The sequence below is a fragment of the Herbidospora galbida genome, assembly GCF_005233835.1.
Classification (GTDB): domain Bacteria; phylum Actinomycetota; class Actinomycetes; order Streptosporangiales; family Streptosporangiaceae; genus Herbidospora; species Herbidospora galbida.
The window spans coordinates 107,435-131,433 of record NZ_SZQA01000026.1; the positions used below are offsets into that span (position 1 = coordinate 107,435).

The 23,999-nt window shown below is 71.6% G+C and carries 11 protein-coding genes and 1 pseudogene; 11 read left to right on the top strand and 1 reads right to left on the bottom strand.

Going from position 1 to position 23,999, the window contains the following annotated elements; translation table 11 throughout:
- The first annotated feature begins 91 nt into the window (after positions 1–91).
- The 3 genes from FDA94_RS25040 to FDA94_RS25050 all read left to right on the top strand — a co-directional run bounded on the left by FDA94_RS25040 (position 92) and on the right by FDA94_RS25050 (position 3,812).
- Positions 92–649 (top strand): hypothetical protein, encoded by a 558-nt coding sequence (locus FDA94_RS25040; protein ID WP_137249524.1) that lies wholly within the window; start codon positions 92–94, stop codon positions 647–649.
- Positions 650–786: 137 nt separating this feature from the next.
- Positions 787–1,854, top strand: a complete 1,068-nt coding sequence (locus FDA94_RS25045) for an NACHT domain-containing protein (RefSeq protein WP_137249525.1) — start codon at positions 787–789, stop codon at positions 1,852–1,854.
- A complete protein-coding gene (locus FDA94_RS25050) occupies positions 1,854–3,812 on the top strand; it encodes a hypothetical protein (protein WP_137249526.1) in 1,959 nt (652 codons plus the stop codon). The genes FDA94_RS25045 and FDA94_RS25050 overlap by 1 nt, the downstream gene beginning before the upstream one ends.
- Before the next feature lie 48 nt (positions 3,813–3,860).
- Here FDA94_RS25050 and FDA94_RS25055 read toward each other — a convergent pair whose 3' ends face one another.
- Positions 3,861–7,253, bottom strand: a complete 3,393-nt coding sequence (locus FDA94_RS25055) for a discoidin domain-containing protein (RefSeq protein ID WP_137249527.1) — start codon at positions 7,251–7,253, stop codon at positions 3,861–3,863.
- A gap of 495 nt (positions 7,254–7,748) precedes the next feature.
- Between FDA94_RS25055 and FDA94_RS25060 the strand changes: the two genes are divergently transcribed.
- The 8 genes and pseudogenes from FDA94_RS25060 to FDA94_RS25095 all read left to right on the top strand — a co-directional run.
- Positions 7,749–12,950: a non-ribosomal peptide synthetase/MFS transporter gene (locus FDA94_RS25060; RefSeq protein ID WP_246060139.1), complete on the top strand. Its 5,202-nt coding sequence runs from the start codon at positions 7,749–7,751 to the stop codon at positions 12,948–12,950.
- Between the two features lie 35 nt (positions 12,951–12,985).
- Positions 12,986–13,306 carry a phosphopantetheine-binding protein gene (locus FDA94_RS25065; protein ID WP_137249529.1) on the top strand — a complete coding sequence of 107 codons (321 nt, stop codon included), beginning with the start codon at positions 12,986–12,988 and terminating at the stop codon, positions 13,304–13,306.
- Positions 13,294–14,532, top strand: a complete 1,239-nt coding sequence (locus tag FDA94_RS25070) for a glycosyltransferase (RefSeq protein WP_137249530.1) — start codon at positions 13,294–13,296, stop codon at positions 14,530–14,532. The genes FDA94_RS25065 and FDA94_RS25070 overlap by 13 nt, the downstream gene beginning before the upstream one ends.
- Complete coding sequence (locus FDA94_RS25075) at positions 14,529–17,564, top strand: non-ribosomal peptide synthetase (RefSeq protein WP_170991114.1); 3,036 nt, start codon at positions 14,529–14,531, stop codon at positions 17,562–17,564. The genes FDA94_RS25070 and FDA94_RS25075 overlap by 4 nt, the downstream gene beginning before the upstream one ends.
- A gap of 65 nt (positions 17,565–17,629) precedes the next feature.
- A complete protein-coding gene (locus FDA94_RS25080; protein ID WP_246060140.1) occupies positions 17,630–20,080 on the top strand; it encodes a glycoside hydrolase family 3 C-terminal domain-containing protein in 2,451 nt (816 codons plus the stop codon).
- A gap of 113 nt (positions 20,081–20,193) precedes the next feature.
- The gene (locus FDA94_RS25085; protein ID WP_137249532.1) at positions 20,194–21,081 is read left to right on the top strand and encodes a GNAT family N-acetyltransferase; all 888 of its coding nucleotides are present in this window, start codon (positions 20,194–20,196) and stop codon (positions 21,079–21,081) included.
- Between the two features lie 100 nt (positions 21,082–21,181).
- Positions 21,182–22,519 carry a DUF1996 domain-containing protein gene (locus tag FDA94_RS25090; protein WP_212735501.1) on the top strand — a complete coding sequence of 446 codons (1,338 nt, stop codon included), beginning with the start codon at positions 21,182–21,184 and terminating at the stop codon, positions 22,517–22,519.
- Positions 22,520–22,648: 129 nt separating this feature from the next.
- Positions 22,649–23,999 (top strand): annotated as a pseudogene (locus tag FDA94_RS25095) (hypothetical protein); the annotation flags it as partial.

Sequence of the window (23,999 nt, forward strand, 5' to 3'; positions counted from 1 at the left end):
CATGCGCCCGCGATGAACGCATGGTGGTGAGACCTCGCCGGCCAGGAGTGACCAGCCGGCCAGGCGCCGCGTGGCCGCTCGGGCGAGACGCATGATGTCGTCGGCCGAGAAGCTGACCCCGTTCGCCGTCGCGGGGGCGGTGAGCGCGCTCGGCTGGTTCGGCCTGGGAGCCGAGTCGATCGTCCGGCCGGAACCGGCGGACTTCCGCGACGCCCTGGTCCTGGTGCCGTGGACGCTGCTGACGGTGACGCTGCTGGGGGTCCACCTGGCCCAGCGCGACCGGACCGGCCGCGTCGGGGTCGCCGGGCTCGGCCTCATCGTGGCCGGGGCGGCGGTCGCGATCGCGGGGAACGTGGGGCTGGTGCTCGGGACGGAGGCGCTGACGTTCCTGTCGTTCCCGGTCGGGCCGCTGGTGTTCTGCGCCGGGCTGGCGGTGCTCGGGGTCGCGACCTGGCGCGCGGGGGTGTTCCCCCGGTGGACGGCGGCGCTGATCGCGACGAGCCAGGTCATGACGGTCGCGGTGGGGCTGGCGCTGTCGGCCTGGGCGCCGCTGAACGCGCACGGGAGTTACTCGGGCGTGGTGTGGCACGGGGTGACCATGCTGGCCGTGGCCGTGCGCCTGAGGCGGGTGCGCCCGGCGACATCATGAAATTTCCGGATCCATCCACACGCTCTTTAGGCCCGACCGATTGTCCATAATCGTTGCGCGACTAAACGATCAACTCCTCCGTTAGGCGACGATCTGCGATAGAACCAGCCCAGACACCCCCACCCACGGGAGCGATCTTGGACCAGGCGCCGCTCGAAGCACTACTCCCCTACGGCGGCGGATTGCTGGCCCTGTTCGTTCTTTTGTGGGCGGCGGACAAGTTCACCGGCGGCATCGTCGAGGAACTCGGAAAACAACTTCTCGGTCGCTTCCAGTCCAACCGTCAGCAAGACGTCCTGAAACCCAAGGCGCTGAGGGCCTACACCGCGGCGGTCCGCCAGAATTACAGCAGCCACACGATGGGGTTCCGTCGCGACGACGCCCCGATCATGGTGGAGAAGGTCTACGTACCGGCCCGCTACGAGGTCGACGGTGAGCGTCTGGCCCTCGAAGAGCGGTTACGCGACGCGGATCGCGCGGTGATCGTCGGGGAGCCCGGCGCCGGCAAGTCGATGCTGCTGAAGAGCCTCATGCTGCAATGGGCCAAGAATCCCAGCGGCAGGTCCATCCCGGTTCTCATCGACCTTCACCTATACGGCACGAACAGGTCGAACCTGACCGATTTGATGGTCCGTTCGCTCAGCCACGGCAAGTGGCAGTTCACCCCAAGACAACTCGAGAGCGCCTTGGCCGACGGGCGGCTGCGCCTCTATTTCGACGGCCTCGACGAGATCCTGCAGGCCCACTACAACGCGGCGCTCTCCGACATCAAGAATCTGGCCAGGCAGTATCACGGTTGCCCGATCTTCGTCACCTGCAGGGACGAGGTGTACGACGGCGAGCTGGCCGCCGAGTTCGGGCCCCCCATAGCCGTGGTCGACCTCGACGACGAAACCCTGCGGCTGCTCCTGCGGCACCTCCTTGAAAGCGACCAGCGGGTCGAGGCCCTGTTCAGGTCTCTGCAGGAGAACCGGCCCGTCCTGGCGCTCGCCCGCAGCCCGATGCTGCTGACCATGATCGCCTACCTCTACGCCGAGGGGGTGTTCGGCGGGCGGGGAGAACTCATGCCCCGTTCCCGCTGGGAGTTCTACGAAAGGCCATCGCCTATCTGCTGCGCCGCGACGAGGCCAGAGGGCTCGGCGAGATCACCCGGCACGGCCCCGCGATCAAGCTCGCGATCCTGCGGAAAGTCGCCCTGCTGCTGATGGACCGGCAGGCCTCCGACGACGCGAACGACCGCCGGGTGATCACCCATCTGGAGCTTCTCCGGGTGATCCGGAGCGAGGGCGACGACTTCAACCTCGACCCCGGCGAGGCCGACGGCCTGATTCGCGAGATCGTCGAGCGGAGCCGGCTCCTCATCCGCTTGGAGGGCAAGAACGACACCTACGGATTCCGGCATCTGACGCTGCAGGAGTATCTCGTCGCCCTGGAACTGCGTGCCGACTGGCACGGGCTGCTCCGTCGCTATTCCCGCCACCCGGAGGTCTGGCACGAAGTGGTCCGGCTGTGGTGCGGCCTCTCCTCGGACGACTCCACCCCCCTTCTCCGGAGGATCTACGAACTCGGCAGCGGAGACGGACGGCTGCTGACCCTCCGCTGCCTGGCCGAGGCCACCCGGGTCGACAGCGCGTTCGCCGGCGAGGTGATCGGCCACTATGTCAGCGCGCTGGAGTCGAACGCCAAGCTCTCCGAGCCCACCATCCGCGCGCTCGGGGCCCTGGGCAGCAGCGGCGGGCCGCGCGGCGACCGTCTGATGAATCACCTGCTGTGGATGGCGTCGAGAGATCCGTCGGCGGTCAGCCGGAACTTCATGGCCAGGCGCCAGATGTTCAGAGTGCTCGCCGCCACCGGCCGCGCGGACGCGGTCGACACTCTGATCAGTCTGACCCCGACGGAATCGGCCGCCCGGACCGAACTGAGGTCGATGGGAGAACTGGCGATTCCGGCCCTGGCCAGAGCGGCTCGCGACGGCAGCAGGTGGGCGATCAACCACATCGGCCGGATCGGCACCCCGGCCGCGGCCGAAGCCCTGGTCCCGCTGCTCGATACGCCGGAATCCACCTGCGTGCCGGCCGCCTGGTGGCTGGCGGCGTTGCTGAACAGCGACGACGTCCTGACCACATTGAACAAGGGCAAGGAGGTGATCCCCGGTGATCGGATCGACTGGATCACGGAACCCTTCCACCGGGAGACCTCGCCCCGCCTGAGGTCGATCATCAGCCGAACCGCGTGGCTCATCAGAGAAAATCTCGACAAAGGCGTGCCGGACACCTTGCCACCCCTGAGCCCTCTGATAGTTCTTCCCTTGCACGTCGAGCTACAGCCGAAGGTCGAGGCGCGGCTGTTCACCATCGATTCGGAGCTGAAAGAACTGGCACGGAAGATCGCCGCCGAAGATCCGGCGCTTCCCTCTCTGCCCCATATCACCGTCATCGCCGCGGACGTCTACAGGCTGATCGACAACATCGGTACGGCCGCCCAAGCGGGGGCGATCGAGAGTGGGACGGTGCGGCAGGCCGAGCGGCTCATCGGAGAGGTGCTCCGGAGGGCGTTCGGCGAATCACCCGATCGGTCGGCCGTCGATCGGTATGAGCGTCTGCTGAGCACGCTGGACTTTCCGGTCAAGTCGGGACTCGTCGCCAGCCTCGCGATGAGGGTGTGCCGCCGCGACGACTGGGAGCAGCTCGCACGGCCGACCCCGAAACCGCTCCTCCTCGGCGTGCTCACCAGAACCGTCTGGAGCTGCATCGGGCTGGCCCTGGCGATTTCAGGCGGAATTCAGCTGATCAATACGATCAGAGGGGTGGATGCCTGGGGGCCGTCCTGGCTGGCGATCACGGTGGTCATAGCCCTCGTGATCGCCGTCATATCATTTCCGATCGCCCTGGCGATGGTGCCCGAATCCATCGAGAGCGACACGGCCTATTTCTTTTTCGGCATTTCCGCGATAGTCGGAGCCCCCGTATTGATCGGCAACGGGTTCGCGGCCACCCAGGCTTTCCTGCGCGTGTACATCGGCACCTCGAGCTGGATGCTCATCATAGGCGTGCTCATCTTCGCCGTCTGGCTGCTCTTCGCCTACGTGGGCCGGTTGGAGCGATTCGAGAACCCGTTCCGGAGCCTGTTGCACAAATACGCGCCGCACCTCCTTCCGGCCTAGGTTCGCCCGGCCCCCGAACCGGGCGAACCTGCCGTCACAGAGTGCGGATCAGACGTAGACGCCGAACTCCCAGAGCGAGTAGCCCCACGGCGTCCCGCGCTGGGTCATCTCCACGCGGACATACCGGGCCGTCGCCGTCAGGTTCAGGCTGTCGAAGCCGCCGTCGCCCGTCGTGGTGGCGAAGGACTCGGTCCAGGTGGTGCCGTTGGTGCTGGTCAGGACCTTGTACGACTTCCCGTACGCCCCCTCCCACGCCAGCTGCACGTGCTTCACCGCCTGGTTGGAGCCCAAATCTACCTGGATCCACTGCGGGTCGGCCCACTCGCTGGCCCAGCGGGAGGTGTAGCTGCCGTCGGTGGCCCGCGCGGCGTTGAAGGGGCCGCCGTCGCCGGTCGCCTGGAAGGTCGAGGCCGTCGTCGTCTTCCCGACGGCCACGTTGGTGCCGGGAGCGACGGGCGGCACGACGCGGAACGACTTGGTCTCGATGCCGACGTTGCCGTGGCCGTCGTAGGCGTACACGTACACCTTCCAGACGCCCATGGCCTGCGGCGCGGTCACCGAGAAGCGGCCCGGCGCCGTCTCGGTGAACCGCACGTGGTCGAAGCCTCGGTTCCCGTTGACGTGCTTGTTGGAGAACATCAGGTTGTAGCGGATCAGGTCGCCGTTCGGGTCCGTGGTGCCGGTCTCCACGACGAACTGCGAGCCCGCCGGGACGGCCGTCTGGTTCTGGACCGTCATCGAGTTGATCTCCGGCGGGGTGTTGGCCGAGGCCGTGCCGGTGTACGCCCGCTTCAGCGAGTGGTAGCCGTGCCGGCGCCAGCCGCCCGTGAGGGTGTTGAGCCACACGCCGCCGAAGTCGTTCTCCAGGCCGTAGTGGAACTGGGTCGCCCCCAGCGCCACGCCGGTGTGGCCGTGGATGGCGTTGTAGCTGGCCGTGTACATGTCGCGTTTCTGCAGGTCGGTCGGCTCGGTCGGGACCCCGTTGACGTCGTTGGGGACCTCCCACTCGCCGTCCGGACCCGCTTCGGTGACGATGTACGGCTTGGTGTACCCGCCGTTGATCCAGTCGGTGCGGACCGTGTGGATCGCGCCGTAGGAGTTGACCGCCAGCAGGTCGAGGGCCGGCGAGTGAGCCTTGTAGTAGGTCCAGGCGAAGGTGTAGGCGTCGGTCGAGGTCACCGGGTGGTTCGGGTCGGCCGCCTTGACGGCGACCGCGACCTCGTTGACGAACTGGGCGTAGGCGATCCGCCGGGCCTCGACGGTGGCGGCGGGCAGGCCGTGGTCCTGCATCGTCAGGATGACCTCGTTGCCGACGTCCCACATCAAGACGCCCTGGCGGCCCTTCAGCGCGTTCACCCGGGCCACGATCTCGGCCTTCACGGCGGTCTTGTAGGCCGTGTCGTTCACGTAGTCGGCGCCCTGGTTGAGCCAGTGGCCGACGATCACCTTGATGCCGTGCTGGGCGGCCTTGTCGAGCAGGGCGGGGGTGGCGTCGTCCACGCCCCAGATGCGGATCGTGTTGACGCCCATGTTCTTCAGGTCGCGCATGTAACCGTCGCCGGCGCCCTGCGGGGGGCCGTACGTGAGGCCCTTGACCTCCCACGGCTTGCCGTTCACCTGAAGCTGCCAGTTGCCCTGGGCGCCCGTCACCCGGACGACCGACGGCCCGGCGGGGGTCGCGGGGTCGGTCATCGCGGCGGGGGTGGCGCCGGTCTGGCGGGCGACCTGGACCCAGTCGACGCTCAGCACGCCCCCCGGCGTGGTCGCGGCCGTCGGGGTGGTCTGACCGGCCAGCGCGTTCGGCAGCGAGCCGCCGATGGCCAGGTCGAGGCGCAGGTAGAAGCCATGGTGGATGGCCGCCTGCCAGGCCGCCACGCCGACCTGGGACTCCCTGACGACCCAGGTCTGCCGGCCGTCGAGGTAGAAGCGGACCTCCTCGTCGGTCTTGGTGCGGTCGATGATCTGCGTGTACTCGTGGTAGCCGGTCTGGCAGCCCGTGCACGACGCGAAACCGCTGGTCCGGCCGTCGTACTCGTTGCAGACGCCGCCGGGCGCGGTGCCGCAGTGGAGGGTCTGGGCGAGCTGGCTGCGGCCGTTGACGTTGGTCATGATGTCGGTCTCGCCGACACCGGGCCAGTTGGTGTAGTTGCCCCGGTAGGCGGCTCCAGTGGCACGGAAGCCGGGCCAGTAGCCGAGGGCGTTGGCGACGTCGGGCTGCTTGAGGCGGGCGCTGAACCTCAGCAGCTGACCGGGCTGCGGGGCGAAGTCGGTGCGCTGGGTCTCGACGCGGCCGGAGGTCCAGTTGCCGGCGCCGTCGCGCAGCGCCTTGATCTCCAGGAAGCCCTGGCCGTTCAGCGACACGTTGGCGGTGGAGGCGCTCATGGTCTCGACCTCGCCGGTGCCCCAGTTGGCGGCGCCGCCGGGGTAGGAGGTGCCGGTGCGCAGCAGCCAGTTGGCGGCCGACGGGGAGGTGCCGGAGCCGCCGGTGAAGTCGTCACGCCAGACCTCGGTCCAGGTGCCCGGGTCGGGATCCGGGTCGGGGTCGGCGCCGCCACCGCTGTACACCGCCATCTCCCACAGGCTGTAGCCCCAGCCGGAGTTGCGGGCGGTGCCGTGCATGCGGATGTAGCGGCCGGTCCCGCTCACGTCGATCGTCGTGGTGCCGCCGGCGCCCGTCGTGGTGCTGTGCAGGTCGGTCCAGGTCGTGCCGTTCGTGCTCGACTGGATCTTGTACGCCGTCGCGTACGCCCCCTCCCAGGTCAGCACCACCTTGCAGACCGGCAGCGACGACCCCAGGTCGACCTGGACCCACTGCGGGTCGCTGTAGGCGCTGGACCACCGGGTGGTCGCCGAGCCGTCGAAGGCGGCGCTCGCCGGGGTCCCGGCGTTCTCGAGGCTGGACGCCGTCGCGGTCTTCCCCTGGGCGACGTTGGCGGTGCCGCACGCGCCTCCGGGGTCGCCGGTCCCGCCGCCCGGCCCGAAGACCTGGAACTCCCAGAGGGAGTAGCCGTAGCCGGTGCCGCGCTGGGTGCCGTAGAGGCGGACGTACCGCCCCGAACCGGTAACGTTCAGGGTCTGGACGCCGCCCGCGCCGGTCGTGGTGGTGTAGACGTCGGTCCAGGTCGTGCCGTTGGTGCTGGTCTGGATGGCGAAGGAGCGGCCGAAGGCGGCCTCCCAGTGCAGCACGACCTGGCTGATCTGCTGGGTGGAGCCCAGGTCGGCCTGGATCCACTGCGGGTCGCTGAAGTTGGAGGCCCATCGGGTGGTCAGGTCGCCGTCGAAGGCGGCGGCCGGGACGAAGGCCCCGCCTTCGGAGGAGGAGGCGGTCGCGGGTTTGCCCTGCGAGATCGGCGGGTCGGCGGCCGCCGCCGGGGAGGTGACGGCCAGCCCGGACGCGACGAGCGCGATCAGGATGGCGATGAACAGGCCTAAGCGGGACACGGCCGCTCCTTGGGGGGTGAAGGGCTTCGCGGTTGGAGAGCGCTCTCCAAATCAAGAGACTCGCGCGGGCGGCTGACAGGTGTCAAGGCCCCAATCCCCGGTGGGGAAACACCCGCGAAACACCCGGGAGGGCCGGAAGAGGGCGTCGACGCAGGCGGAGAGCGCTCTCCACTCGAGTGGGCCGCCGACCGAAACACCCGCTTTGACCTGCAGTAAGACGCGACCTGACCTAGTTCGGCGCGGCCCCGGGTTGTCAAGGGCGGGCCCTGAAGCGGCGCTGAAACTGCAGGCCGTTACCGCGATGTCATGAAACGTAATGAAATTTCGTCGTTTCCTTGCCCTGCCGAAAACGCGTCCATAGCCTCGCTGAAGGGCGTAGTGGGAGCGCTCCCAAAAGCAGGCGGCGGGGGCGCGGGTTCGTGCTGTCCGCGGTCGGTCACGGCTCGACCTGCGCATCCGCCCCCTCAGAGGGCCTCGACGAATCCGGAGCATCTGTTGACCAGTCTCTCCCCGGCCAAACAGGCACTTCTCGCTCGCCGGCTGCAGCGCCGGACCGTCTCGGAGACCATCGCGCCGCGCTCCCCCGAGGTCGTCCCGCCGCTGTCGCACGCGCAGGAGCGCCTGTGGTTCCTGGAGCACTACCGGGCGGGGACGACGGCGTACACGATCCCCTTCACGGCCCGCCTCACCGGCGCCCTCGACGAGACGGCCTTCGCGGCGGCCGTCACCGAGGTGTCGCGCCGGCACGAGAGCCTCCGCATGCGCTTCCTCGCCTCGGACGACGGCCTGCCCGAGGTGGTCGTCGACGCCGAGCCCGCCACCGAGTTCACCCTCGTGGAGGCCGGCTCGGAGGCGGCCGCCCGGGAGCTGATGGCCGCCACGCTGGCCCGCCCCTTCGACCTGTCGGCCGGGGGGCTGCTCCGCGTCCTGCTGGTCCGCCTGGCCCCGGACGACCACGTCCTGCTGATGGCCGCCCACCACGCGGTCACCGACGGCTGGTCGGGCGAGATCCTGCTGCGCGAGCTGCTGACCCTGCACGCGGGCGGGACCCTCGACCCGCTGCCGATCCAGTACGGCGACTACGCCCTGTGGGAACGCACCCGCGACCACACCCGCGACCTCGCGTACTGGCGCGACCGGCTGACCGGGGTGCCGCCGCTGGAGCTGCCGCTCGACTTCCCCCGCCCGGCCGAGCAGACCACCTCCGGCCGCAGCCACCGCTTCCGCGTCGATCCCGATCTCCTGGCCCGGTTCGCCGACCAGGGCGTGACGCCCTACATGGTCATGCTGGCCGCGCTGCAGCTCACCCTCGGCCGGTGGTCGGGGCAGCGCGACTTCGCGGTGGGCTCGCCGGTCAGCGGACGCCCGCTGCCCGAGCTCGAACCCCTCGCCGGCATGTTCGTCAACACGCTCGCGATGCGGGCCGACCTGTCGGGCGACCCGACCTTCGGGGAGTTCCTGGTCCGGGTCCGCGACGCCTGCCTGGACGCCTACGCGCACCAGGAGCTGCCGTTCGACAAGCTGGTCGGCGAGCTGAAGGTGGAGCGCGACGTCAGCCGGTCGGCGGTGTTCCAGGTGCTGCTGGCGCTGCAGAACTACGGGGTTCCGGACGACCACGGGCTGACGGTCTCGGCGTTCCATCCCGAGACCACGGTCAGCCGCTTCGACCTGGCCTTCTACCTCTGGGACGACGACGGCCTGGTCATCTACAACCCCGACCTGTTCCGGCCCGAGACCGTCACCCGGCTGACCGACTCGCTGACCACCGTCCTGCGCGCCGCGCCGGAGACCCCGCTGTCGCAGGTGGCGTGGGTGCCCGACCCCGCCGGGGCGCTGGCCCTCGGCGTCGCGGCCCCGGCCCGGCCGCTGCCCGCGCGGCTGCTGCACGAGCTGCCGCCCGTCACCGACGCCCCGGCCGTGGTGTTCGGGGGCGAGACGCTGACGTACCGGGAACTGGACCTGCGCGCCAACCACGTTGCCCACCGGCTGCGGGCGGCGGGGGTGGCCCCGGGCGACCGCGTGGCCGTCTGCCTGGAGCAGTCGGCCGGTCTGGCCGCCGCCCTGCTGGGCGTCCTCAAGGCGGGCGCGGCCTACGTCCCCCTCGACCCGGAGCAGCCGGACGACCGGCTGGCCTACCTGATCGGCGACTCGGGCGCCCGGGTGTCGGTCACCGGACGCCCGCTGCCCGGCGGAACCGTCGAACTCGCCCTGGATCGGGGCGAGGCGGCCGAGCCGCCCGTCACCGAGGTCACTCCGGACGACCTCGCCTACGTGATCTACACCTCCGGGACGACCGGCCGCCCCAAGGGCGTGGCGGTGCAGCACCGGGAGGTGCTGACCTACCTCTCCGGGGTGCACGAGCGGTTCGGGATCGAGGACGGGAAGGTGTTCGCCCTCCCCCAGTCGCTCGCCTTCGACTTCGGGGTGACGATCTTCTACCTGTCGCTGATGACGGGCGGCACCCTGCACCTGATCCCGCCGAAGTCGACCGACCCGTGGCCGGTCCGCCCCGACTACCTGAAGATGACCCCCTCCCACCTGGCGGCCCTCGACGTCGAGCTCCCGAAGGAGCTGCTCATCCTCGGCGGCGAGGCCTCGACCGTCGGCTGGGCCTCCGAGCTGGCCGGGCACTGCCGGGTGGTCAACCACTACGGCCCCACCGAGGCCACCGTCGGCGTGACCACCTTCGAGGTCGAACCCGGTCAGACCGGTCAGGCCACGCTGCCCATCGGACGGCCGCTGCCGGGGGCCCGGGTCTACGTCCTGGACGAGCACCTGCGGCCCGTCCCGCCCGGGGTCACGGGGGAGATCTACCTGGGCGGCGACCGGCTCGCCCGCGGCTACCTCGGCAAGCCCGCCCTCACCGCCGAGAAGTTCCTGCCCGACCCCTACGGGCCGCCCGGCTCCCGCGTCTACCGGACCGGCGACCTCGGCCGGTGGACCCACGAGGGGGTGCTGCAGTTCCTCGGCCGCCGCGACCTCCAGGTCAAGATCCGGGGTTACCGGGTCGAGCTGAGCGAGGTCGAGACGGTGCTCGCCGAGCACCCCGCCGTCGCGCAGGCGGTGGTGGAGCTGCGCGACCAGCGGCTGGTCGCCTACCTGGTCGGCGACGAGATCCCGGCCGCCGACCTGCGGGCCTGGGCGAAGGACCGGCTGCCCGACTACATGGTCCCGGCCCGCTGGATGTGGCTGGACGTCCTGCCGCTCAAGTCGCACGGCAAGGTCGACCGCGCGGCCCTGCCGTCGGCCGACGAGCCGGTCCTGACCGGCCTGGTCGCGCCCGCGACGGAGGCCGAGGAGACGATCGCCGCGATCTGGGCGGCGGTGCTGGGGCTGGAGCGGGTCGGGGTGACCGACGACTTCTTCGACCTGGGCGGCCACTCGCTGCTGGCCATGCAGGTGGTGGCCCGCATGCGCAAGGCCGGCCACCCGGTGACGCTGATGCGGCTGTTCAGCCACCCGACCGTGCGCGACCTGGCCCGGTCGGCCCCCGGCTCCGGCGGCCTGCTGCACCGCCTCACTCCCCCGCGCCCGGTCACGGGCTCCGTCGTCTGCGCCCCCTACGGCGGCGGCAGCGCCGTCATCTTCAAGCCGCTGGCCGACGCGATGCCCGCCGACTGGGCGCTGCACTCGATCGCCGTCCCGGGCAACGAACTGGGCGAGGAGCCGCGCCCGACCGAGGAGGTCGCCGAGCAGGTCACCGCCGAGATCCTGGCCGGCGTCGAGGGCCGCGTCGTCCTGTACGGCCACTGCGGCGCGGGCACCACCCTCGTCGCGGCCATCGCCCGGCGGCTCGAAGCGGCCGGCCGCCCGGTCGAGGCCGTCTACCTGGGCGGCGTGTTCCCCTTCACCCGCCCTCGGGGCCTGTTCGCCCGGGTCGGCGAGTGGCTGGAGGACCACGGCGGCAACCAGTCGCGCATCAACGGCCTGGTGGCCTCGGGCCTGGACGTCGCCGAGTTCGACCAGGCCGAGCTCGAGCTCATCGTCCGCAACCGGCGGCGCGGCACCCGGGAGGCGGAGCGGTACTTCGCCCGGCTCTTCGAGGAGGGCGCGGAGCCGCTGTCGGCCCCGGTGATCGCGGTGGCCGGGGAACGCGACCCGGTCGTCGAGTTCTACCAGGAGCGCTACCGCGAGTGGCACTGCCTGTCGCGGGTGACGGCCTGTGTGGTCCTGGACGAGGCCGCGCACTACTTCGTGAAATATCGGGCGGAGGAGCTGGCCACCATCGTGACCAGCGTCCACACCGGACTGGCCGAGGACGCCGGCCCGCTGCCGGCGAAGGGCACGGGCACCTGGTGGGTGGAGGGCGTCTCCCGGACCACACCGGACGTCCCGGATCTGCCGCAGTCGACCGGTCCCGCGCCGAGCATGCGGCGGTTCCTGGTGCTCGCCGCCGGTCAGCTCGTCTCGATGACCGGGTCGGCGCTGACCGAGTTCGCCATCCCGCTCTGGATCTATCTGGAGACCGGCTCGCTGGCGAACTTCGCGCTGTTCTCGGTGCTGGGCCTGGTGCCGGGACTGCTCGCGGCCCCTCTCGCGGGGGCCGTCGTCGACCGGTTCAACCGGCGGGCGGTGCTGCTGTGCGCCGACCTCGCGGCCGGAGGGACCCAGCTCGGGCTGGGGCTCCTCGTCTGGACCGGAACGATACAGATCTGGCATGTCTATCCGCTGCTCGTCACACTGTCGGTCGCGCTCACCTTCCAGCGGGTCGCGTACGCCTCGGCGATCCCCCAGCTCGTGCCTAAGCGGTTCCTCGGGCACGCCAACGGGGTGGTCGGGATGGCCACCGGGGTCGCGCAGCTCGTCGTCCCGCTGGTCGCGGCGGGGCTGCTCGCGGTGGTCGGGCTGGGCGGCATCCTGGTCATCGACGTGGTCAGCTACGCGGTCGCGATCATCGTGCTGGCCGCGATCAAGTTCCCGCGCACCCTGCCGTGGAAGCGGCGGGAGACCGTGCTCAAGGAGATGGCCGAGGGGTTCCGCTACACCTGGGGGCACCTGGGCATCCGGCGGATGCTGCTGTTCTTCGCGGTCGTGAACCTGTTCATGTCGCCGCTGTTCCTGCTGGTCTCGCCGCTGGTGCTGAGCTTCGCCGACACCGCCGACGTGGGGCGGGTGGCGTTCTTCGGCGGGCTCGGGGTCTTCCTCGGCGGGCTCGCCATGACCTTCTGGGGCGGCCCGCGCCGGCTCCGGCTGCGCGGCCAGCTGCTCGCCACCCTCTCGCTCTCGGCGTTCGCGCTGGTGGTCGGGGTGCGGGAGGACCTGGTCGTGATCGCGGCCGGCGTCTTCGGCATGTTCGCCTCGCTGACCGTGCTGAACGGGATCTACAACACGATCATCCAGGTCAAGGTTCCCCAGCGGTTCCACGGCCGGGTCTTCGCGCTGAACCAGCTTGTGGCCTTTTCGACACTCCCGATCGGCTATGGGCTCATCGCCCCGTACGGAACGGCGCTGTTCGAGCCGTTGATGGCCGCCGACGGCCCGCTGACCAGCACCGTCGGCGTGATCATCGGGACCGGGGAGGGCCGTGGGATCGCTCTCATGTACGTCCTGTTCGCCCTGGTCATGGCGGCCACGGTCGCCGTCGGGACGCGGATGCGGCGGCTGTGGAATTTCGATCTGGAGGTTCCGGACGCCATCCCCGACGATGTCATCGGGTTCGCGGCACTCCACGCGAAAGAGGGACGCGGACGGCCGTGAATCCGCCCAGGGAACAGGCACAGCACGGAGGAAAAGTGAACGAAGATCGGGTCATGCGGCTCTGGAGCGACATCCTCGGGGTTCCGGTCACGTCCCCGGACGACGACTTCTTCGACCTCGGCGGTCAGTCGCTCTCGATGGTGCAGTTCTTGGCCAGGGTCGAGAGCGAGTTCGGCGTGGAACTGCCGATCGAGGTGCTGTTCGCGGGCGACCTGACCGCGTCCGGGGCGGCACGGGCCATCCAGGAGATCCTCGACGAGGAGGGCGAGGACGTCGACGCGCTGCTCGCCGAGGTCGACGCCCTGCCGACGGGCGAGATCAAGGCGCTCCTGGGAGACCGCTCGTGGCACGAGTGATCATGTCCACGCACGGCAGCCATGGTGACGTGCTGCCGTTCGTGGCCCTCGGCCGGGCGCTGCGCGAGCGCGGTCACGAGGTCGAGCTCCTCACCCACGGCCCGTTCCGGGACCTGGCCGAGCGCGCCGGACTGGAGTTCACCGCGATCGACACGAAGGAGGCGTACGAGGCGAACCTGGCGGACACTCCCCCGCTGCTGGGCGCCGGCCTCCGGCGGTGGCGGGACTACTACGAGGCCAACGGCCTGTTCGAGCAGATCGCGTTCGAGATCTGGCACACGATGGAACGGTACGTCCCCGGCGAGACGATCCTGGTCGGGCGGCACACCACGGCCATCTCCACCCTGTTCGCGGCCGAGGCGCTCGACGCCCCGGCGGCCTGGGTGGCGGTGACGCCGATCCAGTACATGTCCGAGCGCGGCGTCGCGCACACCTACGCCCGGACGATGGCCGACCGCCTCGACGCCATCCGCTCGGGCAACGGGCTGCCGCCCGTGCGCGACTGGGCGGCGTGGTTCGCCTCGGCCCACCTCGACGTCGCTCTGTGGCCCTCGTGGTTCGACGCGGCGGGCACCCCGGCCCCCAAGCGGGTGCGCCTGACCGGCGCGCCCCTGGGCGACTCCGCCGGCGACCACGACCTGCCGCCGGAGGCCGAGGAACTGCTCGACCGGGACGCCGTCCTGGTCACCGGCGGGACCGGCCGGATGCTGCACCAGCGGTTCTACGAGGTCGCCGTCGAGGCCTGCCGGGCGGTCGGGCGGCCCGCGCTGCTGGCCGTACGGCACCGCGACCTGGTGCCCGAGACGCTGCCCGACGGGATGCGCTGGTTCCCCGGCCTGCCGTTCGAGCGGGTCGTCCCGAGAGTGGGCGCGATCCTGCACCACGGCGGGATCGGCACCCTGATCAGGGCGGCCACGTCGGGCACCCCGCAGGTCGTCCTGGCCCACGGGTTCGACCGGGCCGAGAACGGCGCCCGGGTCGCGGCGGCCGGGCTCGGGTCGTGGCTGCCCGAGCAGCGATGGTCGCCCGAGGAGGCCGCGGCGCTGCTGAAGGCCGCGCTGACCGGGCCGCGCGTCCGGGTGCCCGCCGACGGCGGGCTCGGCGCGGCGGCCGAGGCGATCGAAGGGCTGGCGGGATCGTCGGCGCCCTACTCGGCCAGACATCTACTCACCCGGGAGGAGCGCCTGGCGCTCGCCCGCCGACTGCGTTCAGGAGAGACGGCATGACCCCGGCTCAGTTACGCGCCTGGTTCCTCCAGCAGTTCGACCCCGAGGACGCCGCCTTCAACCTGCACCGGGTCCGGCTGCTGACCGGGCCCCTCGACCCCGCCACGCTCGAAAGCGCGCTGACCTCGGTGGCCCGGCGGCACGAGACGCTCCGGACCCGCTTCCCCGCCGTCGACGGGCGGCCGACGCTCGTCGTCGAACCGGCCGCGCCGGTCGAGGTGGAGTGGCTGCGGGCGTCGTCTGACGAGGAGGCCGAGCGGCTGGTCGCCGAGCGCACCAACCGGCCCTTCGACCTGGTCGCCGACCTGCCGTTCCGGGCGTCGGTGATCGGGCTCGGGCCCGAGAGGCACGTGCTGGTGCTGGTGGCCCACCACATCATCTGCGACGGCTGGTCGCTGGACGTCCTCATGGACGACCTGGCGGTCTTCTACGGCGGCGGCGAACCCGACCCGCTGCAGGTCACCGCCCGGGAGCACGCCGCGCAGACGCCGGAGATCGACGCGAAGGAGCTGGCGTACTGGCGCGAGCGCCTGGCGAACCCGCCGACGCTGGAGCTGCCCGCCGACCGGCCCCGCCCGGCCGAGCGGATCGGGCACGGCGACGAGATGGCGTTCCGGCTCCCGGCGTCGCTGGTCGCCCGGCTCTCCGAGGTCGCCCGCACCTCCCGCTGCACGCTGTTCGCGCTGCTGCTGGCGGCCTACCAGGTGCTGCTGTCGCGGCACTCCGGCCAGGACGACGTGACCGTCGGCGTCCCCGACGGCGGGCGGGACACCGAGGAGGCCCACGCGCTGGTGGCGGGCCTGTCGGGGATGCTGGTGCTGCGCGGCGACCTGTCGGGCGACCCGCCGTTCCAGAAGTTCCTGCGCGGCACGATGGCCGCCCTGCTGGGCGCGCTGTCGCGGCGGCGGGTCCCGTTCGAGCGGCTCGTCGAGGAGCTCGACATCGGCCGCGACCTCAGCGTCACGCCGTTCTACCAGACCACGCTCACCCTCCACCCGGGCGAGCTGGAGCGCGAGCAGCGCTTCTCCGGGCTGACGGCGACCCCGTTCCCGCACGGGTGGAAGTGGGTGCGCTGCGACGTCGCGGTCGACGTGTTCTGGGCCGGCGACGACAGCGGCGACCTGGTGACCGTGGTCCGCTACGACACCGACCTGTTCGACGAGCCGACCGTCGCGGCCCTGTTCGAACGCTGGCGGGTGCTGCTGCACGGCATCGCCGACGACCCCTCGCTGCCGCTCTCGCGGCTCCCCCTGATGACCGCCGACGAGCGGGACACGCTCGTCACGACGTGGAACGCGACCGCCCGGCCGATCCCGCCGCCGCTGCCCCGGCTGTTCGCCGACCAGGTGGCCCGCACCCCCGACGCGATCGCCTTCTCCGACGGCGAGCACGTGCTGACCTACGCCGAGCTCGACCGGGCCGCGAGCCGGATCGCCGGGCGGCTCGGCGACCGGCGGGGGTCCGTCGTCGCGGTGTGCGTCGACCGGTCGGTGCGGGTGCTGCCCGCGCTGCTGGGCGTGATGCGGTCGGGGGCGGCGTACCTGCCGATCGATCCCGACAACCCGCCGGCCCGCATCCAGTACATGCTGGAGGACTCCGGCGCGGTGCTGGTGCTGGCCGACGAGGGGCCCGCGGAGCGCCTGCCGGAGGGCGTCGAGGTCGTCACGGTCTCCGAGGCGCTGGCGGCCGATCCGGCCGACGGGTTCCCGCCGGGGCCGGACGACCACGCGTACACCCTCTACACCTCGGGCTCCACCGGGCGGCCCAAGGGGGTGGTGATCCGGCACTCGGCGCTGGCCAACTTCCTGGCCGGGATGGCCGACCTGCTCGGGTCGGACCCCGGGCAGACCTGGCTGGTGCTGTCGTCGGTGTCGTTCGACATCTCGGCGCTGGAGCTCTACCTGCCGCTCGTCGGCGGCGGGAGGGCCGTCATCGCCGAACGCGACGTCGCCGTCGACGGCGCGGCGCAGATCAAGCTGATCGAGGACGCCGGGATCACCCACATCCAGTCGACGCCGTCGGGCTGGCGGGTGCTGATCGAGGCCGGGTTCTCCGACCCGGAGATCACCGGGCTGGTCGGCGGCGAGGCGCTGCCCGAGGAGCTGTCGCGCGAGCTGCGGCCGAGGCTCGGCCGCCTGGTCAACGTCTACGGCCCCACCGAGACCACCATCTGGTCCACGACCTGGGAGGTGCCCGCCGGCGGCGGGGAGCCCCGGATCGGGCGGCCGATCGCCAACACCACGTGCTACGTCGCCGACCGCGCGGGCGGCGTCGCGCCGACCTTCGTCGCCGGTGAGCTGCTCATCGGCGGGGCCGGGGTGGCCGACGGCTACCACGGCCGCCCCGAGCTGACCGCCGAGCGGTTCGTGGAGTTCCAGGGCGAGCGGGTCTACCGGACCGGCGACCGGGCCCGGTGGGGCTTCGACGGGAACCTGGAGTTCCTCGGCCGGATGGACAACCAGGTCAAGGTCCGCGGGTTCCGGGTCGAGCCCGGCGAGGTCGAGGCGGCGATCCTGACCTGCCCGGGGGTCGACCAGGCGGCGGTGACGGCGCGGGGCGACATCCTCGTCGGCTACATCGTCGGCGACGCCGACCTCGGCGACCTGCGCGACCACCTGGAGAAGATCCTTCCGGCGTACATGATGCCGGCGCTCTGGACCCGCCTCGGCTCGATGCCGATGACCATCAGCGGCAAGGTCGACCGCAAGGCGCTGCCCGATCCGGTGGCCGAGAGCGGGGCCGAGTTCGTCGAGCCCCGCACCGACGCCGAGCGCCTGGTGGCCGACATCTGGCAGGAGGTCCTCGGCCTCGACCGGGTCGGCGCGCTCGACGACTTCTTCGCCGTCGGGGGCCACTCCCTGATCGCCGTACGGGTGGCGGCCCGCATCCGCGCGATCATCGACCTGGACGTGCCGATCAGGTATCTGTTCCTCCGCCGGACGGTCGAGGAGCTGGCCAGGACCATCGAGGACCTGCTGACCGAGGAGCTCGACGGGCTGACCGACGAGGAGGCGGCGCGGCTGGTGGATTGACAGGGCCCGTCCCGGATCCCTTCAATGGAGAGCGCTCTCCAACCCACTCAGACGCGGGGGGATCTGTGGACTTCGTCCGGCTGTTGTCCGGGTCGTCGGTATGGCGAACCGCTTCGGAACCTCTCCTGGGGCTGCCCGAACTCGTCATGTCCGACGGCCCGGTCGGGGTGCGCGGCCCCGGCTGGGACGAGCGGCGCACCTCGCTCGTCCTGCCCTCCCCGACCGCCCTGGCGGCGACTTGGGACGCCGATCTCGTGCGCGACCTCGGCGCCCTGCTGGGCTCCGAGGCCCGCCGCAAGGGGGTCGACGTCCTGCTGGCGCCCAACCTCAACCTGCACCGCTCCCCGCTCGGGGGCCGCCACTTCGAGTGCTTCTCCGAAGACCCCCTGCTCACCGGGCTGATCGGGGCCGCCTACATCGCCGGCGTCCAGTCGCGCGGGGTGGCGGCGACGGCCAAGCACTACGTCGGCAACGAGGCCGAGACCGAGCGGATGACCTACGACTCGCTCATCGCCGCCCGGGTGCTGCGGGAGGTCTACCTCGCGCCGTTCGAGGCGGCGGTGGCGGCCGGGGTGTGGGTGGTGATGTCGGCGTACAACCAGGTCAACGGGGCGTTGATGGCGGAGAGCCCGCTCCTGCGCGACCCGCTGAAGACCGAGTGGGGCTTCGACGGCGTGGTGGTCTCCGACTGGGGCGGCGTCCGGTCGACGGTCGCCTCGGCCCTGGCGGGCCAGGACCTCGCGATGCCGGGGCCGAACGACTTCTGGGGCGACCCGTTACGCGAGGCCGTGCGCGAGGGGACGGTCCCGGAGGCGGTCGTCCACGACAAGGTCGCCCGCCTGCGGCTGCTGGCCGCGCGGGTCCGTGCCCTGCCCGAGTCGGCGACCGGGCCGAGACCACGCGCCGAACACGACGCGCCCTTCCCGGCGGCCCTGTCCGGCCGCCCGCACCCCGGTCGCGCGACTCCCCCCGGAGTTCCGATGACGCTGGCCGAGCGGGTGCAGCTCACCCGGAACGGCCTGCTCGCGCCGGAGGCGGCCGGATCGGAGCGGGCCGCCGGCGGTGGTGCGGCCGACCCCGACGAGCTCGCGCTGCTCCGGCGGGCGGTGGCCGACTCCTGCGTGCTGCTGAAGAACGACGACGGCGTGCTGCCGCTGGCCACGCCCCGGATCGCGGTCATCGGCGCGCACGCGGCGCGCACCAGGATCCAGGGCGGCGGCAGCGGCGGGGTCTATCCCTCCGCCGTCGTCTCGATCCTCGACGGGCTGCGGGAGGTCGCGCCCGGACTGGTCCACGTGCCGGGGGTCGACATCCAGGCCGGGCCGTCGCCCGTCGACCGGGCGTGGGTGCGGATGCTCGGCGACGACGGCGCGGAGCTGTTCGCCGAGGACCGGCGGACCGGGTGGCTGCCCGAACCGTCGGTGGTCGAGGGCACCAGGACCGTCGAGGTCAGCTCCTTCCTGCGGCCGGAAGTTTCAGGACACTGGCGGCTGTCCATCGCCGGGTGGGGACGGCTCACCCTGAGCGTCGACGGCCGGCCCGTCCTCGACACGCACGTGCCCTGTGACAGCGACGACCCCGCCACCGTCCACCTGAAACCGCCGTTCCGGCACGCCGTCGTCTGGCTCGAAGAGGGCGTCGAGGTGCTCGTCACGGGGACCCGGGCGATCGAGCCGCACACCGGCCGGGCGTGCGTGCTGGCCGCCGACCCGCCCCGGCCCGACGACGACGCGGCCATCCAGGCCGCCGTCGACGCGGCGCGGAGCGCCGATGTCGCGGTCGTCGTGGTCGGCACCACCGAGGAGATCGAGAGTGAGGCGCACGACCGGACCGGCCTCGGGCTCCCCGGCCGCCAGGACGACCTCGTCAAGGCCGTGGCGGCCGCCGCGACGACGGTCGTGGTGGTCAACTCGGGCGGGCCGGTCGCGATGCCGTGGCGCGACGAGGTCGACGCGCTGCTGCTGTGCTGGTTCCCGGGGCAGCAGGGCGGGCACGGCGTCGCCGACGTCCTGTCCGGACGCCGTGAACCGGGCGGCCGGCTGCCGACCACCTGGAGCGACGTCCCGCTCGTCGAGGCCGCGCCGGTGCACGGGCAGGTGATCTACGCCGAGGGGCTGAACGTCGGCCATCGCGGCTGGCTGACCGCCGACCGCTCGCCCGGCTACTGGTTCGGCCACGGCCTCGGCTACACGACGTGGTCCTACGAGAGCCTCACACCGGTCGGCGACGGGGTCCGGGTCAGGGTGAGGAACACCGGCGAGCGGCCGGGCCGGGAGGTCGTGCAGGTCTATCTCTCGAAACCGGGGTCGGGCCGGCCGCCGCGCTGGCTGGCCGGGTTCGCCGTCGTGCGCGCCGATCCGGGCGAGGCGGTCGAGGTGACCGTCGCGCTCCCCAGGAGGGCCTTCCAGCACTGGGAGGGGGGCGGGTGGCGTACCGAGGAAGGGGAGTTCGTCGTGCACGCCGGACGGTCGGTGGTGGATCTGCGGCTTAAATGCGTTGCGTCCCCCTCGCCCTGACCGCTATCAATGGTGGCCGACAGAAAGGAGGAATCTGCATGTATGACAGCATCACGCCCGGTTCCTCCCGTCAGGGCGAGGAGTGATCGGGCGACCTTTCACGAAGGAAGCCCATGTTGGAAATCCGGCCCCTGCGGGGCCGTCATGAACTCGACCTCTTCCGCCGTTTCCCCTCGTCGCTGAACGACGGGCTGGAAGCCGACCTCGACGCCGGCCGCCGCCGCCTCGACTGGCTGTGGCTGGCGCTCCGCGACGGCGAGCCCGTCGCCCGCGTCGCCTGGTGGCGTCGCGACGCCGTCGAAGACCCGCTGGTCATGGACGTCTTCGACCTCGCCACCGAAGACGACGGCCGGGCGCTGCTCGACGCCGCGATGCCCCATGTGGTCACCGGCGCCCCGCCGCCGTTCGTGCGGTTCGTCCCGGCCGACTGGCGCGACCACGACACGACGTGGCTCGACACCCTCCGGAAGGCGGGCGCGACCCCGCTGGTGGAGCGGCTGCGCCTCGAGTGGCGGCCCGGCACGCCCATCGCCCCCACCACGCTGGAGTTCCGCGAGCCGGCCGGCCGCGACGAACTGGTCGGCCTGATGGCCCAGGTCGTCGAGGGCAGCCTCGACGCCCACACTCAGGCCGATCTGACCCGGATGACCCCCCGGGAACAGGCCGAGAGCCAGTACGACCACGAACTGGCCCTCTACGACTCGCCCCGCGAGTGGTGGCGGGTCGGGCTGGTCGACGGCGAGCCCGCCGGGTTCGTCATCCCGGCCAGGAACCCCACCAACGCGATCATCGCCTACATCGGCGTCCTGCCGGCCCACCGGGGGAAGGGGCTGGTCGGCGAACTCCTGGCCGAGGGCACCCGGATCCTGGCGGGAAACGACGTTCCGAGGATCCGCGCCAACACCGACGTCACCAACGCGCCGATGGCCCGCGCCTTCGCCCGCGCGGGCTACGTCACCATCGAGCACCAGGTCGACATGGTGTGGGAGCACAGTATGTGAACTGCGTGTTTCCGGCGCGGTCTTGACAAGGTGAGATGACACGGCCCACTCTCCTTTGGAGAGCGCTCTCCATCACCCCCCTTCTTGCCGAGGAGACGCCGTGCATCCACGAATACGCCTGAGCCTGATCGTCGCCACCATCGTGGCGACGATCACGGCCGGGCTGGCCGTCATCGCGCCCGCCATGGCGGCCGACGCCCTCATCTCCCAGAACCGGCCCGCCACCGCCTCGTCGAACGAGGGCGACGGCTACGCCGCCGGCGCCGCCTTCGACGGCAACACCGGCACCCGCTGGGCCAGCGCCTTCAGCGACCCCCAGTGGATCCAGGTCGACCTGGGCGGCAACGCCACGATCTCCCAGGTGGTCCTCCAGTGGGAGGGCGCCTACGGGAAGTCGTTCAAGATCCAGACCTCAGCCAACGCGGGCGGTCCGTACACGGACGTGTACACCACCACGACCGGCACCGGCGGCACACAGACGCTGAACGTCACCGGTTCGGGGCGGTACGTCCGCCTCTACGGCACCCAGCGCGGCACCGGCTACGGCTACTCGCTGTGGGAGTTCAAGATCTACGGCACGGGCGGCTCCGGCCAGCAGCCGGTCCCGAGCCCGACGTTCACCGACCCGGTCACCCACCGCGAGTTCCAGGCCAACTGCTCGCTCACCCAGCACCGCCCGGACGACCCCATCGTCTACCCGAACCTGCCGGGCGCCTCCCACATGCACACCTTCGTCGGCAACACCACGACGAACGCGTCGAGCACCTCGGCGTCGCTGCTCAACGGCTCGACCTCGTGCACCAACCCCCACGACAAGTCGGCCTACTGGTTCCCGAGCTTCTACAAGGGCGACCAGCTCATCGCCCCGGTCGGCCACCAGGTCATCTACTACAAGTCCGGCATCCACGAGTACTGGCGCGTGGTGCCCTTCCCGCAGGGCCTGCGCTTCGTCGTCGGCAGCCCGACCGCCACGCTCGCCGAGTTCCGCGACTCCCCCGGCCGGGTCGAGGGCTTCGAGTGCGGCAACCTGTCCTTCCAGTGGGACATCCCGGCCAACTGCCCGGCGGGCAGCCAGGTCAACGTGCGCTACCAGGCCCCGAGCTGCTGGGACGGGGTGAACCTCGACAGCGCCGATCACAAGAGCCACATGGCCTACCCGGTCGGCGGCTACTGCCCGTCGTCCCACCCGGTGGCGGTGCCGATGCTCGAATTCAAGATCGCCTTCCCGGCGAGCGGAGACCTGTCGAACGCCAGGTTGTCGAGTGGCCGCGGCTACTCGTGGCACTACGACTTCTTCAACGCCTGGGACAACCCGGCGATCCTGGCCGCGCTGGTCCGCCACTGCATCAACGGCGGGCTCCAGTGCAACCCGCGCGGCTACGACCTCTACAAACCGCATCGAGGCGCGGCGCTGACGGAGAACTTCGAACTCCCGTGACGCGCCGCTGAAGAGCTCCCGGCTCGGCGCGGCCGGGAGCCCGTGAAAGATTCACCAGCCAAAAGCACCTTTCCGTACGGCTACCGCCCACACTTGGGCCACGTCGGCGCAGCGCGTTCAATAGCCGGAATGCAGGAGGTTTTCGTCGGCCGCGAGGCCGAGCTGACCTGGCTGGCCACCACCCGCGCACACGTGGTGGGGATCGACGGCGAACCGGGCATCGGCAAGACGGCGCTGGCCCGCCGCTTCACCGCGAGCCAGGATCGGCCGGTCTTCTGGGCCGCCGCCGACGAACACGAACCGGAACTGGCCTGGGAGGGCCCCGAACCGGTGTTCCGCGACTGCGTCGTGGTGCTCGACGACGCCCACTGGGCCGACCGCGACCAGCTCGGCGCGCTGCGCCTGGCGATCCGCCGCCGTCCCGACGTGTTCGTGGTGGTCGTCGGCGACCTCGAAGCGCTGGGCGACGGCTGGCGCCGCCTCATGACCGAACGCGTCACCCTCCCCGGCCTGACCGCCGGAGACCTGATCCGCCTGGCCGCCCTGTGCGGGCACCCGGAACTGTCGGCGGCCGGGGCGGCCCGCCTGCACGCGCACACCGGCGGCCATCCCCTGCACGCCCGCCACCTGCTCGACGAACTCGACCCGCACACCCTCGCCTACGGCTCCGGCCCGCTGCCCGCGCCCCGCTCGGTCGTGACGGCCGTCAGGGAACGCCTGAAGCGGTGCCCGCCCGAGGTCAGGGCCCTGCTGGAGGCCGGTTCGGTGCAGGGGCGGCGCTGGGCCGCCGACTCCGACGCGGCGGTGGCCACGGGCCTGGTGCGGCGGACCGGCAAGGGGCTGGAGTTCACCAGCGCGCTGGTCAGGAGCGTGCTCTACCACGACATCCCCGAGCCCCGCCGCAGATCCCTGCACGCCCGGCACGACTCGCTCCGGCACCGCATCGCCGCCGCCGGAGGGGCCCCGGACGAGACCCTGGCCGCCGAGATCGCCCGGGAGGCGACCCGGCTGCAGCGCGACTCCCGCACCCAGGAGGCGGCGGTCCTGCTGGCCCAGTCGCTCCCGCTGACCGACGACCGGGGCCTGCGGCTGGCCGCGCTGGAGGCCATGCTCGTGGCCGGCGACCTGGCCCGGACCCTGCCGTTCCGCGGCTGGCTGGCCGCCGACCGGAGCAGGCGGGGTCGCTATGTGTACGGCTACCAGACCCTCCTCATGGGCCAGGTCGCCGAGGCCAGGGCGCTCCTGCTGGGGGCGCTCGACCTCGACGACGGCGAGGGGCCGGCCGACCTCGACGCCCGGATCGCCAGCCAGCTCGCCGTCATCGGCGTCGTCACCGTGTCGGAACACGACATGATCACCTTCGGCGCGCGGGCGGTGGCGGGCGCGCGGGAGCCCTGGGTGGCGGCCTTCGCCTGGTTCGCGCGGGCGCTCGGCCGGGCCGTCGCCGGACGCGGCGCGGAGGCGCTGGAGCTCCTGGCCT

Bases quoted from the DNA above. Each gene is read 5' to 3' on its own strand.
- FDA94_RS25075 (WP_170991114.1), top strand. From the start codon at position 14,529: ATGACCCCGGCTCAGTTACGCGCCTGGTTCCTCCAGCAGTTCGACCCC.
- FDA94_RS25050 (WP_137249526.1), top strand. From the start codon at position 1,854: ATGGACCGGCAGGCCTCCGACGACGCGAACGACCGCCGGGTGATCACC.
- FDA94_RS25040 (WP_137249524.1), top strand. From the start codon at position 92: ATGATGTCGTCGGCCGAGAAGCTGACCCCGTTCGCCGTCGCGGGGGCG.
- FDA94_RS25085 (WP_137249532.1), top strand. From the start codon at position 20,194: ATGTTGGAAATCCGGCCCCTGCGGGGCCGTCATGAACTCGACCTCTTC.